Origin of the sequence: uncultured Flavobacterium sp., from assembly GCF_963975005.1 — a bacterium.
Taxonomy (GTDB): domain Bacteria; phylum Bacteroidota; class Bacteroidia; order Flavobacteriales; family Flavobacteriaceae; genus Flavobacterium.
Genome location: NZ_CAXBFR010000063.1, coordinates 1 through 15,921, shown reverse-complemented (window position 1 = coordinate 15,921; position 15,921 = coordinate 1). Strand labels below are relative to the sequence as shown.

14 protein-coding genes are annotated in these 15,921 nt (G+C 30.5%); 4 read left to right on the top strand and 10 right to left on the bottom strand.

Features of this window, described 5'->3' with window-relative positions; all coding sequences use genetic code 11:
* The 6 genes from AACZ53_RS08975 to AACZ53_RS08950 form a co-directional block, all read right to left on the bottom strand.
* Positions 1-1,002, bottom strand: a 1,002-nt coding sequence (locus tag AACZ53_RS08975; protein WP_339837298.1) for a DEAD/DEAH box helicase family protein, incomplete at its 3' end; no start/stop codon positions are given.
* Positions 1,003-1,004: 2 nt separating this feature from the next.
* On the bottom strand, positions 1,005-1,166 hold the full coding sequence (gene rhuM, locus AACZ53_RS08970) for a RhuM family protein (RefSeq protein WP_339837301.1): 162 nt from the start codon (positions 1,164-1,166) through the stop codon (positions 1,005-1,007).
* 226 nt (positions 1,167-1,392) lie between these two features.
* The gene (locus AACZ53_RS08965; protein WP_339837296.1) at positions 1,393-3,030 is read right to left on the bottom strand and encodes an ATP-binding protein; all 1,638 of its coding nucleotides are present in this window, start codon (positions 3,028-3,030) and stop codon (positions 1,393-1,395) included.
* Between the two features lies 1 nt (position 3,031).
* Positions 3,032-4,237 carry a restriction endonuclease subunit S gene (locus AACZ53_RS08960; protein ID WP_339837294.1) on the bottom strand — a complete coding sequence of 402 codons (1,206 nt, stop codon included), beginning with the start codon at positions 4,235-4,237 and terminating at the stop codon, positions 3,032-3,034.
* Positions 4,234-5,691 (bottom strand): N-6 DNA methylase, encoded by a 1,458-nt coding sequence (locus tag AACZ53_RS08955; RefSeq protein WP_339837291.1) that lies wholly within the window; start codon positions 5,689-5,691, stop codon positions 4,234-4,236. Before AACZ53_RS08955 ends, AACZ53_RS08960 begins: the two co-directional genes overlap by 4 nt.
* 44 nt (positions 5,692-5,735) lie before the next feature.
* Positions 5,736-6,629: a WYL domain-containing protein gene (locus AACZ53_RS08950; protein WP_339837288.1), complete on the bottom strand. Its 894-nt coding sequence runs from the start codon at positions 6,627-6,629 to the stop codon at positions 5,736-5,738.
* A gap of 409 nt (positions 6,630-7,038) precedes the next feature.
* Between AACZ53_RS08950 and AACZ53_RS08945 the strand changes: the two genes are divergently transcribed.
* Entirely contained in the window at positions 7,039-7,410 is a 372-nt protein-coding gene (locus AACZ53_RS08945; RefSeq protein WP_339837285.1) for a PH domain-containing protein, read from the top strand.
* Between the two features lie 80 nt (positions 7,411-7,490).
* Here the strand turns inward: AACZ53_RS08945 and AACZ53_RS08940 are convergent, their stop codons facing one another.
* Complete coding sequence (locus tag AACZ53_RS08940; protein WP_339837283.1) at positions 7,491-9,230, bottom strand: T9SS type A sorting domain-containing protein; 1,740 nt, start codon at positions 9,228-9,230, stop codon at positions 7,491-7,493.
* A 356-nt stretch (positions 9,231-9,586) separates the two neighbouring features.
* Between AACZ53_RS08940 and AACZ53_RS08935 the strand changes: the two genes are divergently transcribed.
* The gene (locus AACZ53_RS08935) at positions 9,587-9,877 is read left to right on the top strand and encodes a helix-turn-helix domain-containing protein (protein ID WP_339837280.1); all 291 of its coding nucleotides are present in this window, start codon (positions 9,587-9,589) and stop codon (positions 9,875-9,877) included.
* A 28-nt stretch (positions 9,878-9,905) separates the two neighbouring features.
* On the opposite strand, the gene AACZ53_RS08930 is transcribed toward AACZ53_RS08935, so the two are convergent.
* Positions 9,906-11,210, bottom strand: a complete 1,305-nt coding sequence (locus AACZ53_RS08930; protein WP_339837278.1) for a tyrosine-type recombinase/integrase — start codon at positions 11,208-11,210, stop codon at positions 9,906-9,908.
* Between the two features lie 400 nt (positions 11,211-11,610).
* Between AACZ53_RS08930 and AACZ53_RS08925 the strand changes: the two genes are divergently transcribed.
* Together AACZ53_RS08925 and lpxD are read left to right on the top strand one after the other, a co-directional pair.
* The gene (locus AACZ53_RS08925; protein ID WP_339837276.1) at positions 11,611-12,219 is read left to right on the top strand and encodes a YkgJ family cysteine cluster protein; all 609 of its coding nucleotides are present in this window, start codon (positions 11,611-11,613) and stop codon (positions 12,217-12,219) included.
* A 102-nt stretch (positions 12,220-12,321) separates the two neighbouring features.
* Positions 12,322-13,311, top strand: a complete 990-nt coding sequence (gene lpxD / locus AACZ53_RS08920; RefSeq protein ID WP_339837274.1) for a UDP-3-O-(3-hydroxymyristoyl)glucosamine N-acyltransferase — start codon at positions 12,322-12,324, stop codon at positions 13,309-13,311.
* A 39-nt stretch (positions 13,312-13,350) separates the two neighbouring features.
* Here lpxD and AACZ53_RS08915 read toward each other — a convergent pair whose 3' ends face one another.
* Together AACZ53_RS08915 and AACZ53_RS08910 are read right to left on the bottom strand one after the other, a co-directional pair.
* A complete protein-coding gene (locus AACZ53_RS08915) occupies positions 13,351-13,869 on the bottom strand; it encodes an NUDIX domain-containing protein (protein WP_339837271.1) in 519 nt (172 codons plus the stop codon).
* A gap of 142 nt (positions 13,870-14,011) precedes the next feature.
* A partial coding sequence (locus AACZ53_RS08910; protein WP_339837270.1) for a T9SS type A sorting domain-containing protein occupies positions 14,012-15,921 on the bottom strand: 1,910 nt, incomplete at its 5' end.

Genomic DNA, 15,921 nt, shown 5'->3' with positions numbered 1-15,921 from the left:
GTAGGTATCTACGTTGTCTTTTCGTTTCGGTGTTGCTGTTAAACCTAACTGAACAGCAGGAGAAAAGTAGTCTAAAATACCTCTCCAATTTCCTTCGTCATTTGCACCACCTCGATGGCACTCATCTATAATAATAAAGTCAAAATAATCTGGTGGATAAGCACCAAAGTAAGGAGCTGATTTTCCTTCTTCATCTGTACCGCTCATAAAGGATTGGAAGATGGTAAAGAAGATACTTCCGTTAGTAGGTACACTTCCTTTTTTCTTAATCTCGCTCGGTTTAATGCGAACTAAGGCATCTTCTGGAAAGGCAGAAAAAGAGTTAAATGCTTGGTCAGCTAAAATGTTTCTATCCGCTAAAAATAAAATTCTTGGTCTGCGACTGCCATCACGCTTTAAGTTCCAACGTGTTTGAAATAATTTCCACGCAATTTGAAAGGCAATTGCTGTTTTTCCAGTTCCAGTTGCAAGGGTTAGTAAAATACGGTCTTTATTGTTTGCTAAAGCCTCCAGAGTATTTTTTACAGCAATTTCTTGGTAGTATCGTAATTGCCAAGTACCACTTTTATCTTCAAAGGGAACAGTAGCAAATTTTTCTCTCCATTCATTTTGAACAGCAAAAGTTTTATGCCACAACTCCTCTGGCGTAAGGTAATTATCAACCAAACCTTCAGTACCAGTTTTCATACAGATGCTGTAAATCTCGTTTCCGTTGGTAGAATAAGTAGTTTCTAAAGTTAGTTTCTCGGCATATTGTTTGGCTTGTGCCACACCTTCGCCCACACCTAAATCATTACTTTTAGCTTCTACAACTGCTAATTTAATGCCTTTGTAAACCAATACATAATCGGCAATAATTTTTTTAGACCTACCACCACCAGTTTGTATTTTACCAGCGGTAATATTGTATTCACGAAGGATTTTTGAACCTTCTACAACGCCCCAGCCACAAGCCTTTAATTTAGGGTCTATAAGTTCTGCTCTTGTTTCTGCTTCGTTCATAATTAATTATTGCTATTGATTAGGTTTACTCTATATCCTACCGATAATATCACTTCGAGATTAAAGTATTCTATATCTCTGGTAATTTTTCTACCGCCTTCTTTTTGAACTGTTGCATATTTTGCAACAGTTGCATCTCTTACTAATTCTCCCTCTTTATAAATAGAACTAATATGCCTTTAAATAACCGACTTATCTCTTTCAAACAATTGCACCAAGTCATTCAAAGATAACCGTACGGTGTCGTTAGCAAGATTTAAAACAATAACAACATTACCATCAGCAGCATTGTATTGAATTAATTGTTGGTTACTTACTGCTTCGTTCTTTTTTCTATATATTAATTTCTATTGAGTTTCTATTGAGTATTTGTTGTTTTTCTAACATAATTTACTCAATAGAATATCTTGCCCAACGATTAATACCTTCAACCTTTAACTTACCCGAAGATGTCATTTCTTTTAATAAACGCCTAACTTTATGCTTATTAATTTCTTCTCCAATTCTTGAGTGAATATTCCCAAAAGCACTATTAGGATAAGCTGAAATATCTTTATAAATTAACTCTTCCAATCTGTAATCTTCAATATTTTTAAGATTTGTTTTCCCTTTAAAATCAATTTTGCGAATAAACTCGGGGTTTACGGAATACTGAGTTCCCTTACCCTTTCCAGACTTTAAAATAAGTTCAAGTTCTACCAATCTACCTAACCAATTTCTTAAACCTTGTTCCTCACTTTGATTTAAAATTTTGGATACTTCTGTTGCACTATAAGATTGTTGTTGAGCAAGTAATCCAAGAGAAATAATTTCCTTCTGTTTTAAATTAAAATCTGAACTTGCTTTATCCATCAATCGAACTACCTCTTTACTTATAAATTGCTTCTTAACAATTACAGTAACTCTTTCATTTGTTTCACTTACTATTGGAAGTGGTTTTCCTGAGCCTAATAATTTAGCATAAACCAAATCGTATCCGCTACCTTCTTTTTCCATTAATCCTAAATCGTAGAAAATTTTGGAGAGTTGCTCGTTTCGTCTAATGGATTGACTTAAAATATTTTTAGGGGTTACACCATAAGGCAAACGACCAGGACTATGTATCTCTAATTTGTCGGTGAAAATATTTATAAAAATATCACCTCTGGTAGTATAGGTGCGGTGCACCAATGCATTTACTACTAATTCTCTCACTACCTCTATTGGGAAAAAAGGAATATTTTTTCTAAACATACCTTCTGAAACCTCCATACTCTCTTGCCAATCAGGAACATCGTTTAGCACTTTGTCCAGCAATTCTTTGGGGTTTAGGAAGTAATCATCTAATAGTAATTTCCAGACTTTTTCATCATTTTCGTTGTAACGAATAATTTGAATTGCAGGTGGATAAAGCAAAGAAGCCCTATCATTTCTCTCGCCAATCCATAAAATTCCTAAATTGGTAAGAACGTCTCCCTTTTTAAGAAAATAATATTCAAGAATTTCATCATCTGACATTTCTTTTATAAAATAGCTAACTCGTTGTGATTTTCGTATATCACTCAAAAATGTCACTTTCTTTTTTTCATCAACTTTTAATTTGTTGACCTTTTTTGTAGTTTGTTCTTCCCAAACAAAAGCATTTTTATCGGCAGCTAATCGTGCCATTTCATCGGGTGGAATAGGTCGGCACTCGTCAGAAACCCTTATGTAATATTTACCATCAGTTGTAGAGGCAATCGTTTGTGCGTTTCTAAAAACTTGTATTTTAATAAACTCCGCTTTATTATCGGCTAAATTTATAGTAATTGCTACTGCAACATTTACGGTACGCTGAACAATATTTTTTTGAATAGTTTCAGGGATATTTTTATCTGTAATTTTTTGATTAATTGGTGGCAGAGCATCTTCATTTTCGATACCAATATAAATAAAGCCTCCCTGTGCATTGGCAAAAGCAACGCAATCTTTAGCCATTTCATCCCAATCGGTATTTTTACCTTTTAGAAATCGCAGTGATTTTTTATCTAAATTTTGACTTTCTTCCATATTACAAAACTAATGCTTTTGCTGTTTTTAACTCCCCACTAAACGCCTTTTGTAAAACGGATTTTTTGAGTTCTTCCAAATCATTTATTTTTTGCTGATAAATGGCTTCTAATTTTTTGGTTTCGGTTGATAAGGCATCTAATTTTTGAACGATTGTCTTTTGTTCTTTGATAGTAGGAAGAAAGATTGGTATATTTTTAATCTTTTCAAGGCTAAGATTCTTTTGACGGACACCTCTTCGTAAATTTAATAAATCTGGTTTGATTGAATTGATAGAATGTAGGATAAATATCAAATCAATTTTATCATTCGGTTTTACACCAGCGATTGCTTGATTAAAAGTTGCATCCCTTTCAATAATTGACATTTTTAAGGCAGCAGTGTCATACATTCCTATTAGCAAAGAACCTTTTGGAAAAATTTTTGCATTTGAATTATTTATAGCCAATTCATTTATTTGTCTTTCTGGGTCTTTAGTATATAAATCATTTAGTTCTCCAGATGAGTACCAAGCGATGTTACCTTGCCAGTATTCTTTTTTTGCTCTTGAAGGAGTTCCACCACTCTTTACAAATGCAATTTCTCCCAAAGTTTTCTCTTCCCAACCATCACCTTTATTCTCAAACACCCCTTGCAAATAACTTTCAAAAAGTTCTTTAGCGTTTTTGAGGTTTTGTTCTGCATTGGCTTTTGCTTTTGCTATGGCGGCAAAGGCTTCATCTAATATGGCTACGATGCGTTGTTGCTCGGATAGTGGTGGGAGCAAAATTGGGAAATTTCTAACTGTTCCAACATTTAAGTTTCCAACACCAGAGCCACTTATACTTTTTTTCGCAAGTCTTTTGATAAAATCAGAATTTAGATAATGTTTTAAATAATAGCTATTTAATACACGTTTATCAACCTTAATCAAAGTAAGGCTTACGAATACGCTAAATTCAATATCATCTTCAATTACTGCCGCTTCTCCATAACTACCAACTCTTGTATAAAGTATATCACCTACTAAAGGCTTATTGTTTTTAGTAAGTTCGTTATGAGTTTTATTAGTTACACAATTATATCCACTCCAAATTATTTTCCCATCTTTAACATTTTTCGCTGAAAGAAAAGGTATGCCATCACTAACATATTGAGGTTTTGCCGCAACACCACAAGTAATTAACTCACATACTTCATTAAGATTTTTTTCTACCCAATTTATCATATCAGTTTCAAAATTGAGTTTAATATATCAGCACTTTCTTCATCTAAGGCTTTAATTTCCTCCAAAATTTCTTGAGGATGGCGTAAAGCCGCTTCTTCTTTTTTATTAGGGTTTTTGGCACTTAGGTCAAAAATGTTTTGGTCAATATCTTTTACTGCAATGCTCCAAGAATTTTCGCTTTCTCCTTTAGTTTTTTGTAATTCAATAAATTCTGCTAAATCTTTTTCATTAAGAGCGTTGGTCTTACCTAAGTTTCTATCTAAGTTCAATTGGTAAAACCATACCTTTTTGGTTGCACTTCCTTTTTCAAAAAACAACACTACAGTTTTTACTCCAGCACCAGTAAAAGTACCAGCTGGTAAATCTAAAACCGTATGTAAGTTGCAACTTTCTAACAATTGTTTACGCAATGCCACAGAAGCATTATCAGTATTACTCAAAAAGGTATTTTTAATTACCACAGCCGCTTTACCACCCGCCTTTAGTATTTTAATAAAGTGTTGTAAAAATAAAGAAGCCGTTTCACCCGTTTTAATTGGGAAATTTTGTTGTACTTCGGCACGTTCTTTTCCACCAAACGGAGGGTTAGCTAATATTATATCGAAGCGGTCTTTTTCTTGTATGTCGGCTAAGTTTTCGGCAAGAGTATTGGCGTGTACGATGTTTGGTGCTTCAATACCGTGAAAAATCATATTCATTGTACCAATAATGTAAGCCAATGACTTTTTCTCTTTTCCGTAAAAGGTTCTCTTTTGTAAAATTTCTACATCAGTAGTCGTTAGTTTTTTGCTGTTTTGCAAATAGGCAAAAGCTTCACACAAGAAACCAGCACTACCTACAGCACCATCGTAAATTGTATTGCCTATTTCTGGAGCAACTACTTTCACAATAGTAGTAATTAATGGTCTTGGCGTGTAGTACTCGCCACCATTACGCCCAGCATTACCCATATTCTGAATTTTGGACTCATACAAATGACTCATTTCGTGCTTTTCAGCGTGGGTACGGAAACGAAGTTCATCAATACGGTTAATTACTTCTCGAAGGTTGTAGCCGCTTTGTATGCGGTTCTTTAGTTCACTAAATATCTCGCCAACTTTATATTCAATTGTATCAGCGTTTTCTGCATTTGCAACCTTAAATTTTTTAAGGTATGGAAATAGTTGAATGTTTACAAAATCGGCAAGGTCATCGCCAGTTAGTGCTTTATGATGGTCTATCTTTCCATCAGCACCTTTTGGAGCTGCCCAAACATTCCATTGGTATTCTGTATCAATAAGAGGCTTGTATTGCTTTCCAGTTAATTCTGCAGCGGTTGCTTTATCTTTTTCTAAATCGTCTAAGTACTTTAAGAACAATACCCAAGAGGTTTGTTCTACGTAATCTAATTCGCTACCGCATCCAGCATCTTTGTGTAAGATGTCGTCTATATTCTTGAAAGTTTGTTCAAACATTGTTTTTGTAATTATTTCTTGATTTTCAAATGTATTAAATTTAACTATATTTTGAAAGATTTTTCGGCTTTTAAATAAGCCATAAAGGCTTTTGAACCTTTTATTTCAAGTTCCTCTTTAAAACCTTTTATTAAACTGGTAATTGGTTTAGGATTGTTTACATTGACTTTCAGTAAGTAAAGGTCAGAATTTTCTATTTTGGTGATGTATTTTTCTAATCCTGCATTAGCTTCTTTAAAAAGAATAAACGCACGAAGTGATAATTGTAATTCCACCTCAAATTTTTCGCCATTGCGTTCTGTAAATCCAAAAACATCCGTTTTTTCTACTTGGTGTTGTTCTTGATACTCTTGAGGTTCTTCCAAAACTTCAACATCAATGATGCGTTCTAAATTAAAATATTTGTTTTGCTTACTTGCCACCTCAAAAGCACAAATGGCACTGTAATTTTCTGTAAATTGTATTGGCTCAACTATTCTATCTGAAATTTTATTAGAATTTACCGAATGGTAGTGCTTTAAAACCACTTTTTTGTTTACAGCGATAGATTTGTTTATTTTTTCTACCAACTTGCTTAAATGGGCTTTAAATAGCAAGTTTCCCTGTTGCGAAACTTCTGACTTCAAGTATATTTTCTTTAAAACGGCATCTTTTAAAATATTTTCTTTTCCAGCAGTTTTCGTCATTTCAATCAAAAAATTGGCTTCCTCCGTTGTAAAGCCTTCATCAATATCAGCATTTTCAGAAACAATATAGAATTTGCTGTGTTCATCTTTTTGCACTTCAAAACCTAATTGCTTTAACAAGTCGATATAACGATAAGCAGTCCTTTCCGTGCAGTCCAAAAGATTTGCCATAAACCGAACCGATTTAGAGGGTTTGTTTTGTAAGAGCGTAATAAGTCGAAGTACACGGTAAATTTTATGCTGATTGAACATATAATGTAATTTTTGGGACAAGTTAAGTCAAAACAACAACCCTAACAAGCAATTGACTTTAGTTGTCTTAAAAGTTGTGGTGCTTTGTTTAAAGAATTATAAAAAAAAGGTTTTTTTACAATATATATAATTCAATAATAAATGAAATTTGATGTAATAATGAAATCTAAATTAAAGTTTCACAACCTGTAGATTACTAAATTTTTGAAAATTAGTAAGTTTTAAATTAAAAAAAAATTAAAAAAAAATTCTAAACGATTCAGAAATGACCAAAGAACCACCACAAATACAAAATGACAGTTAAGAAATGGAAAATCTTTCATTATTAATGATTAATAATTAAATTAGAAATAGTACACAACAAAAGCCATCAAATTATGGTTCTAAACAAATTTTAAAATAAAACAAAATGGGAAAATATATTGACAACAATTTAATAAAAGAGGAAAACGTCATATTTGAGACTTATTATCATTGGATAATCTTCTGCAACTTGAGAGCTATACTAACGTTATTCATTGCACCAGTGATTGATAAATACACGGACGAGTTTGCAATTACCAACAAACGAGTAATTATAAAAACTGGTTTAATTAGCAGAAAAACTTTTGAGATGAACCACAGTAAAATTGAAAGTATCAATGTTGAACAAGGACTTCTTGGCAGATTACTTGGTTATGGAACTATCCGAGTAGTTGGTTCTGGTGGAACAAAAGAATCGTTTCCAAAAATCCAAAATCCATTGGAATTTAGAAAAAAATTCCAAGAAATGTCGAATTAGGGAAATTCAATTCTCGAAGAAATTATATTAGGAAAACAAAAAAAGGGCTAACAAGCCCTTTTTCCAATTTTAATAATTATTTATTTCTTAATTAATTTAATTGTTTTTATCGAATTTTCAGACGTTACTTTTGCTATATAATTTCCTTTTGCTAGTTCAGAGAGTTCAATATTTACTGATTTTTCATTAGAATTTTTAATTTCTATATTCTTAACTTTTTGTCCTAAAAGGTTAAAGATTTCAACTTTAAAAATAGGCTCGTTTGCTTCAATAGTAAGTTGATTAGTAAATGGGTTTGGGTAGGCTAAGATATCTTCTGAAATTATATTATCTTCTAATGATAAGGCGTTTTGAATTAAAAAAGTATATGGATACAAATAACTCGTAGAGCTTCCATTTGAAATAAATTCTAAATAATAAATACCTGATGTAAGATTGTGTTGAAATGAATTTTGTGAAGAATTTGGAATTATTGTGTTAGTTGCTAAAATATTAAAGCTTGAATCTAAAATCCTGTAAGAAATACTATTGTAATATGAATTATTAATAACAATAGTGTAGTTACCATTAGTTGTTATGTTAATTTTATAATCATCGTAATCACTTGAATAGCCTAAAACAGGTTGTTCTGTTACAAACCCAGTATATGTTTGGTTTAAATTTACCTCATAGGATAAATTATATTCGTTAGGTTCATCTAAGCCTTTAAATGATACAGGGACTGCTTTGGGTAAATCGGAATGTAAACCAATGTAAAAATCAATTGCATCAGCTGTATGAATAAACTCATTTCTTGGGGTAGGAAGCGAATAAAAGTTATTTAAATTAGCATTTACACTTCTTACAATTCCATCACCTTCAATACTGTCTTGAAGTAAACTACAATTTGTACAATTACCTATGATATAAGCATAATCTAATGTTAAAGGTAGATTTTTTTGATTCAATCCAGAAATTAAGTTGTTATCTCCATTAATACCATTACAATTAATGTCAACATTGTAAAAAACAGAAAAAATGCTATTTGAAATAACACTTGTATTTTCAGTTCCACCATAAAGGTAAACTCCATTAAATCCGCTGTAAGTATATTCTTTTCTTAAATCTCGGTATGCTTCAGAACGTGATTCAATACCTGTAACCAATCCAGCATTAGTTCCTGTGTAGCCACCATGTGGTGTTCCTGTAGTAATTAATTTAGCTACGTGATGATTACCATCAGATTGCCAGTTAGAAGGATTTTGTATGTATTCTCTTGAAGCTAAACCACCCATACTATGTCCCATCAAGATAACTTTATCTCTTCCCGTTTTTTGAAGAACCATCTGGACAGCAATTTTTAAAGCAACTCCTTGCTTTACGACTGCAGATTCATTACTTAATACATCGGTAAAATTTGTGTTGCTTCTTAACCTGCCAAAATTATCAACATCAAAATTTAAAAAATAAAAATCTCCAACTGATAAATTATTAATATCCGTGTATAAATGTATGTCAGCATTAGGAGTTGGATAAAGTAATTTATTTGCAACGTTATTATTCCCATCATCATTTAAACAAATATCAATTCTACCACCTACAGAAAGACCACTATTAATCATTTGTACTCCTAAATCATACCAAACATCTGAAATAGAATTTAATCCATGAATAAAAATTATTGGATATGGTAAAGTTTGATTTGAATTATTTTGAACTATGCTCGGGTATTGAGGTTGACTTTTGTTTTCTGTGTTATTTAATCTTGGTTTTACAGCAATATTTTGCGAATAACTAAAAAGACAAAAATGTAATGCGAAAATGAGTAATATTTTTTTCATAATTATAAATAATCAACTGACCCAAATTGATATTTTACTATAAAAAAACAGCGTGGGACAAATTACTCTACTCGTAGTTGAGGTGGTCGAATACCTGCATACAAAGTAAAGCAAAGCCCACGCATATCGCATGAGCGTTTACTCTGACCTTCCTGTATGCATTTGAATGTTCGACCTTTCAACTACAGATTATCAGCAAAACGCTATTTTATTTCATAAATTTCTGTTACAAATGTATGAAATAAAATTATTTTTTTTGACTTTAGTATCTTTTATAAAAATTAAAATAACCTAAAAATATAATTTAACAGACACTTACAGGCAATTCAACGTAACTAATATTAAATTTAAAATAAATGGAAAAATCAATTTTACTGCACTGCATTTTACCTGATGAATTAAAGCAAATTATAAAAGAGGTGATTAAAGAAGAACTTTTACAAGTAAAAAAACAACTTGAAGAAAAAGAAACTGATATTCTAATGACAAGACAAGAAACTTGTGAATTTTTAAAAATTAATAGTACTACCCTCTGGAATTGGACAAACAAAGGTAAAATAGAATGCTATGGTATTGGAAATCGTAGATATTATAAGAAAGAAGATTTACTTAAAAGTTTGGTGCTTTTAAAAGTAAAAAGGGCTTGAAAAGCCCTTTTTACAATAGTTATAATGATTAATTAAAAAAAGCATGTTCAGCAATTCTTGAAGCATTTTGCAATAAATCAACTTTTATGTAGTCTAAAAAAATACGTTCGGTTTTGTGTCCTGATATTGCCATAATATCATGAACAGGTATTCCTTCTTTAAAAGCATTTGTACAAAAAGACCTTCTTGCTGTATGTGTTGAAATGAATTTAAATTTTGGCTCATCATGTATAACTTCAACTCCACCTTCTGTTCTTGTGTATTGATATTTTTCTGTAATCTTTGCTCGTTTACAAATTGATTTTAAATGTTTATTGATAATGTTCTGGTGTAAATAATCAGGAAGATTTCCATCATATTTTTCCATAATTTTTTTTACATTAGATTTTAGCGGTATATAAACTTGTTTAGCGGTTTTACTTTGCTTTAATTGTATAAACCTATTACCCTCTACAATAGCGAAATTAGGGTTTTTAATAAAGCTTAATAAGTCTCCTATTCGTAAACCTGTAAAACAACCCACTAAAAAAACATCTCTAGCAACATCCATTTCTTTATCAACAAATTCTAATTTTTCAATTGCCTTTAGTTCATTTAAATCCAAATAAGGATGGTTAATTACCTCTGAAACTTTTGAAAAATAACTTTTTTTAAACTCTAAATTAGTGTGCATTCCTTCATCTAATGCATATCCCATAACTGTTTTTATTTTTTGTATTACTGTCCCTACATAGTTTTTTGTGTAATTTTTATCGTTTAAAAATATGATAAAATCGTTATAAAATATACGATTTATATCATCAAAATAAAGGGTTTTTAAATTTCTACTTTTCATATATTTTTTTAGATTTGATAATGAATTTTTTAAAGTTGTAATTGTACCTTTAGTTAATACTCTTTTAGAATAAGGAGAATTATTTTTTGCATAAAATATCAAAAACCATTCATAGTAAGTAATAAAATCTTTTTCATTATCATTCTTAATAGTATCATCTCGAAAAAGCATATTTTGTTTTTTAGGTTTGGTAGCTTCTTTAAAACCAAAAACTTCATTAAAAATAGTTTTAATAGCTTCAATTCCTATATCATTTTCGTTTTCTTTGTAAAGCAAGTCATTAAGTAGATTGTCAAATTCTGACAGCTTAGAATTAATAAGTTTTGCATTTAAAGTAGAACAAAGCAACTTCATCTTTTGCTTGTTTAAATCCCAATCTTTTTCAGAATTTATTACAAAGCCAGTTGAAGCTCTAAATTTTAATTGAGTTCCATTTCTAAACTCAAAATTAATAGTACTTTTTTTAGTACCTTTACGAAGGTGAAATTTTGTTTTCATACTTGAAAATTTTTAAACTGTTAATATTATTACAAGTTATGAAAGGGGGGTTTTAAAGACGTTTTTTGTGTCCATTTTTGTGTCCATTTGAGTCCATTTGAGTACTCTTTAGTCCACAATTGAAAAAAAATCATCTTTAATAAACCCAAAAAAAACGCGAGGAAGCCAATAAAAGCGTTGAAAAAAAATAAATTCGACTATCCAGTCGAGGTCACTAATAAACAGAAAAAGTCTAAAAATAATCAAGCTCACTTGAAATTATTTTTAGACTTTTTCTGTTTTCAAAGCCGAGCTTTGGTAGATATTCCGCAGTAAAATCCATTCGTAATTATTCTACATTTAAAACCTTTCCTTCATTAATCTAATATACCGATTAATTAAAGAGTACCTTCACAAAAAAATGTCAATAGAAAGAAGAGTCAAATTAGTAGAAGACCTTTTTCAAAATTTAGATTTAGAAATTTCTGAATTCCAATCTAAAACTAGTTTGCATTGTAAAATGGGTTGTGGAAAATGCTGTACCAATCCCGAAATGAATGCTTCACCTTTAGAATTTTTACCTTGGGCATTTCATCTCTTTTTAAACGGTCAAGCTGAAAAAGTTTTAACTGAACTTACCCATAAAACAACTCCAATATGTCACGTATATAATCCTCTTTCAATCATAGACAACCATTCTGGTAATTGTAGCAGTTATAAATATAGAGGCTTAATTTGTCGTTTATTTGGTTATGGTGCAAATACTGATAAATATGGTCAATTGCGCATGTCTACTTGTTCCATAATTAAACAAAATCAGGTAAAAAATTATGAAAAAACTACTGAAGCCATAAATAATGGCTTAAAAATTCCAATTTTCACAGATTATTATATGAATCTCTCTCAAATTGATTTTAAATTGGGTAATATTATTATTCCCATAAACAAAGCGCTTCAATATGCCATTGAAGAAGTTTTGAAATATTACGCCTATCGACCAATGCCAAAAGGGTTTAAAAATTGTGCCTAATATTTCAACAGAATTAACAAAGAAATTTTACAAATGGCAATAAATCATTATTTATATTATAAATTTATTACTTTTGGTTTCAACTAATCAAAATAAACTAAAATGAAATCTATTTCTTTATCAGAAATTAATGATGTATTAAAAGGAACAATCTTAGGAAACTTAAACCTTACCATTACAGCACCTGAACAAATTGAAGCTGCTAAAGAAAATGAAATTACTTTTATTGGTCACAAGAAATATGAAAAACTTTGGGAAACATCAAATGCTTCTGTTGCAGTTGTAAATGAAGATATCTCCATTGAACCAGGTGAAAATAAAGCATTCATAAAAGTAAAAAATGCTGATTTAGCGATGTCACAAGTTTTGGAACTCTTTGCTCCTGCTCCACCTATATTTCATCAAGAAATTCATCCAACAGCTATCATTGATGCTTCCGCTATAATTGGAAAAGGAACTAAAATTGGTGCAAATTGTTATGTTGGTCCAAATACTGTAATTGGTGAAAATGTAATTTTATATCCTAACGTTACCATTTTAGATGAATGTACTATTGGAAATTATACTACAATCTGGTCTGGAACAGTAATCAGAGAACGTTGTCATATTGGAAGTAATTGTATTTTTCATCCAAATGCAACTATTGGTGCTGACGGATTTGGTTTTAGACCTTGCCCGGAAAGAGGTTTGGCTAAAATTCCTCAAATTGGAAATGTTGTAATAGGAAATTATGTTGAAATTGGCGCAAACTCATGTGTAGATAGAGGGAAATTTAGTTCAACAGTGATTGGTGATGGTTGTAAAATTGACAATTTAGTCCAAATTGGACATAACTCAAAGATGGGTAAATTCTGTATTATGGCTGGAAATAGCGGTTTAGCTGGTTCTGTAACTTTAGGAAATGGAGTTATTGTTGGAGGAAGTGCTTCACTAAAAGATCACATTACAGTTGGTGATGGTGCAATTATTGGTGCTGGTTCTGGAGTAACGGGAGATGTTCCTGCAAAAGTAACGATGTTAGGTTATCCAGCTGTAGAAGCAAGAACGGCTTTAAAACAATGGGCAATTTTGAAGCGAATGGCAACGAGTTAATTATGAATTATAAATTATGAGTTTATTCTAATTCTTAACTCATAATTCATAATTTTCTTCAATAACTTTTCGAATAGAAACAAATCCAATTTTATCTAATTGGATTTTTTCTTTTGTAACCCAAATCAACTCATTAATTTCATCTTCGGCAGTAATGTTTATTTTATTGGAATTTACTTCATATTCATAAAAAATATCCATTGTACGATAAGGAACATTTCTATATAAATAATTATTTGGTGAGGTTGTAATGTATTTTAAATCTTTCGGCAATAAATCGATTCCTAATTCTTCTTTTAATTCGCGACAAGCTGCTTCTTCTGCATTTTCGTTTGGATCGATAAAACCACCTGGTAAATCCCATTTTCCTTTGTCTGGATCGACGTTTCTTACTGTGAAGAGTATTTTATCATCATGTTTAATAATCACAGCCACAGCAGCTGCAATATTGTGATACAACACAAAATCACACGAATTACAATGAAACTTGAAATCATTTTCAAAAGAGAAGTCTTCTGAGTTGCAATTAGGGCAATAGTTTATGAAGGATTTACTCATTTTTTTGGATTTTCAGATTTTCGGATGCTGGATTTTCAGATAGTTTGATTCTTAACTACAAAATTTATCATACTGAATTAATTTCAGTAATTTAGAATCTTTCATCTTGCAGCGTAGCGGTCTTTCATCTATTATCTTTTTTCTATTCCTTAATAAACTTAGTATTCGAAACCCCTAAATCAGTATTCACTTTAACAAAGTAATTTCCAGAGTGTAAATTGGAAACATCAACCGTTGAAACTGCATTGGGCACAGCTAAAACAACTTGACCTAAAGTATTATAAATTTCAATTGAGCTGATTAATGTATTGTCTTTAGATTGAAAATTCAAAACATCTTTTACAGGGTTTGGATATAAAGTAAAATGCGTTCCAAAATCAAAATCTTTAACTTTTAACACTTCAATTGTGGTTGTGAACGTATTGGTCGTAATCGGAAAGTTATAATCAAAATAGATGTTAGCATCATTACTAAAAGTATCTCCGACTACTAAAGTAGGTAAGGTTTTAATTTTAAAAGCAATATAACCATCATTGTTAGCATCATCAAAAGGTAAATTGATGCCTTCAAAAATAAATTCTCCTTTGTTTCCAGCAATTCTTGTTACAAAATCGTGACTTGAATGCAAAGGCATTAATGTATTGACATCAAATTTAGCTAAATCAATCATGTCTTTTACTACAATGTTTTCTGCTGGATAAGTTCCTGTGTTTTCAAAACGAATTACATAATGCACATATTGACCAATCATATCTGGACCAATGGTCGTTCCTTCAATACAAGTTTTATCATTTGGATCATAAGAACCAACTACAATTTGTTTTAAACTAGAATAATTATCATTTAAAAACTCATCATTTGTTAAAGGAGTTATAGTTGCAGTATAATTTAACTGATCACCAATATTTACAGCAGGAGTTTCCGTTGGACTATTTACATTAAAAACTAAATCTATAGTTCTGGCTTCTAAAGGCTGTAAATTAATATAATTCCAAGCTAATGAATTAACTGATTGTGTAGTTAATAATTGATTAGCTGAAATAAAATCCAAAACTGCATCATTAAAATCTAAAGTTATAGCACCGTTTTCAACTTGATTTCCTTTGTTTTTATAAATAATAGTATAATTTGCATCAAAACCAGGACGAGCTGGATTTGTTGGAACAAAAGTAACCTCAACATCATGATGAACTCCATTGGCTGTAACACAAAAATCTTGATTTAATGGACTTATTTGTGTTGGAAAATTAGCTACAAAACTAGCTGGACTTATATTGAAGTAAGTTGGATTTTCTAAAACTGGTGTAATGGTATGAGTACCTGCTTGAACTGGAATTGAGTAATTACCTGTTGTGTTCGAAATAAGTGAACCTGTTACTGTTCCATTAGTGATAGAAAAATTAAGATTTGGAAAATTAATATCATTAACATCACAACCGTTTACATTGCTATCTAATTTTGTTACACCTTTAATTTCATAAAAAGTACCATTAGGTGTAAAACTACAATAGCTATTCACATGGCAGTTTGTCAAACCAAATTGTATTATTTTTTGTTGTACCATAGCAATATCTTCTTCATCTGCACAAATGTATTGTAGATTATAATTAAATTGAAAATCAAGAATTTGCAAATTTTGATTATTATTTTTAATAAATAAAGTAGTTAAAGGATTTGAAGAACAAACCAAACTTTGTAGATTTGGTAAATTACTTAAATTTAAGATATCTAATTGATTAGAAGAACAATATAAACTTTGTAAATTTAATAATCCATTTAGATTTAATAAGGATATTTGATTAGAAGTACATAATAAAGTTTCAAGATTAATTAAACCACTTAAATTAAGGTTGGTTATTTGATTTAGACCACAATTTAATACTTTTAAAAATTGGAGATTACTAACATCTAAAGAATTTAATTGATTACTTTGACAATTTATATTTTCAATATTGCTTAAGTTATTTAAATTTAAAGTAGTTAAATAATTGTTTGAACAATTTAAATTTTGAATATTTAAAAATTTTTCAATACCTATTAAAGTTGAAATAT

Excerpts from the sequence above, each read along its gene's own strand:
- AACZ53_RS08965 (WP_339837296.1), bottom strand. The coding sequence starts at position 3,030 with ATGGAAGAAAGTCAAAATTTAGATAAAAAATCACTGCGATTTCTAAAA.
- AACZ53_RS08960 (WP_339837294.1), bottom strand. The coding sequence starts at position 4,237 with ATGATAAATTGGGTAGAAAAAAATCTTAATGAAGTATGTGAGTTAATT.
- AACZ53_RS08955 (WP_339837291.1), bottom strand. The coding sequence starts at position 5,691 with ATGTTTGAACAAACTTTCAAGAATATAGACGACATCTTACACAAAGAT.
- AACZ53_RS08950 (WP_339837288.1), bottom strand. The coding sequence starts at position 6,629 with ATGTTCAATCAGCATAAAATTTACCGTGTACTTCGACTTATTACGCTC.
- AACZ53_RS08945 (WP_339837285.1), top strand. The coding sequence starts at position 7,039 with ATGGGAAAATATATTGACAACAATTTAATAAAAGAGGAAAACGTCATA.
- AACZ53_RS08940 (WP_339837283.1), bottom strand. The coding sequence starts at position 9,230 with ATGAAAAAAATATTACTCATTTTCGCATTACATTTTTGTCTTTTTAGT.
- AACZ53_RS08935 (WP_339837280.1), top strand. The coding sequence starts at position 9,587 with ATGGAAAAATCAATTTTACTGCACTGCATTTTACCTGATGAATTAAAG.
- AACZ53_RS08930 (WP_339837278.1), bottom strand. The coding sequence starts at position 11,210 with ATGAAAACAAAATTTCACCTTCGTAAAGGTACTAAAAAAAGTACTATT.
- AACZ53_RS08925 (WP_339837276.1), top strand. The coding sequence starts at position 11,611 with ATGTCAATAGAAAGAAGAGTCAAATTAGTAGAAGACCTTTTTCAAAAT.
- lpxD (WP_339837274.1), top strand. The coding sequence starts at position 12,322 with ATGAAATCTATTTCTTTATCAGAAATTAATGATGTATTAAAAGGAACA.
- AACZ53_RS08915 (WP_339837271.1), bottom strand. The coding sequence starts at position 13,869 with ATGAGTAAATCCTTCATAAACTATTGCCCTAATTGCAACTCAGAAGAC.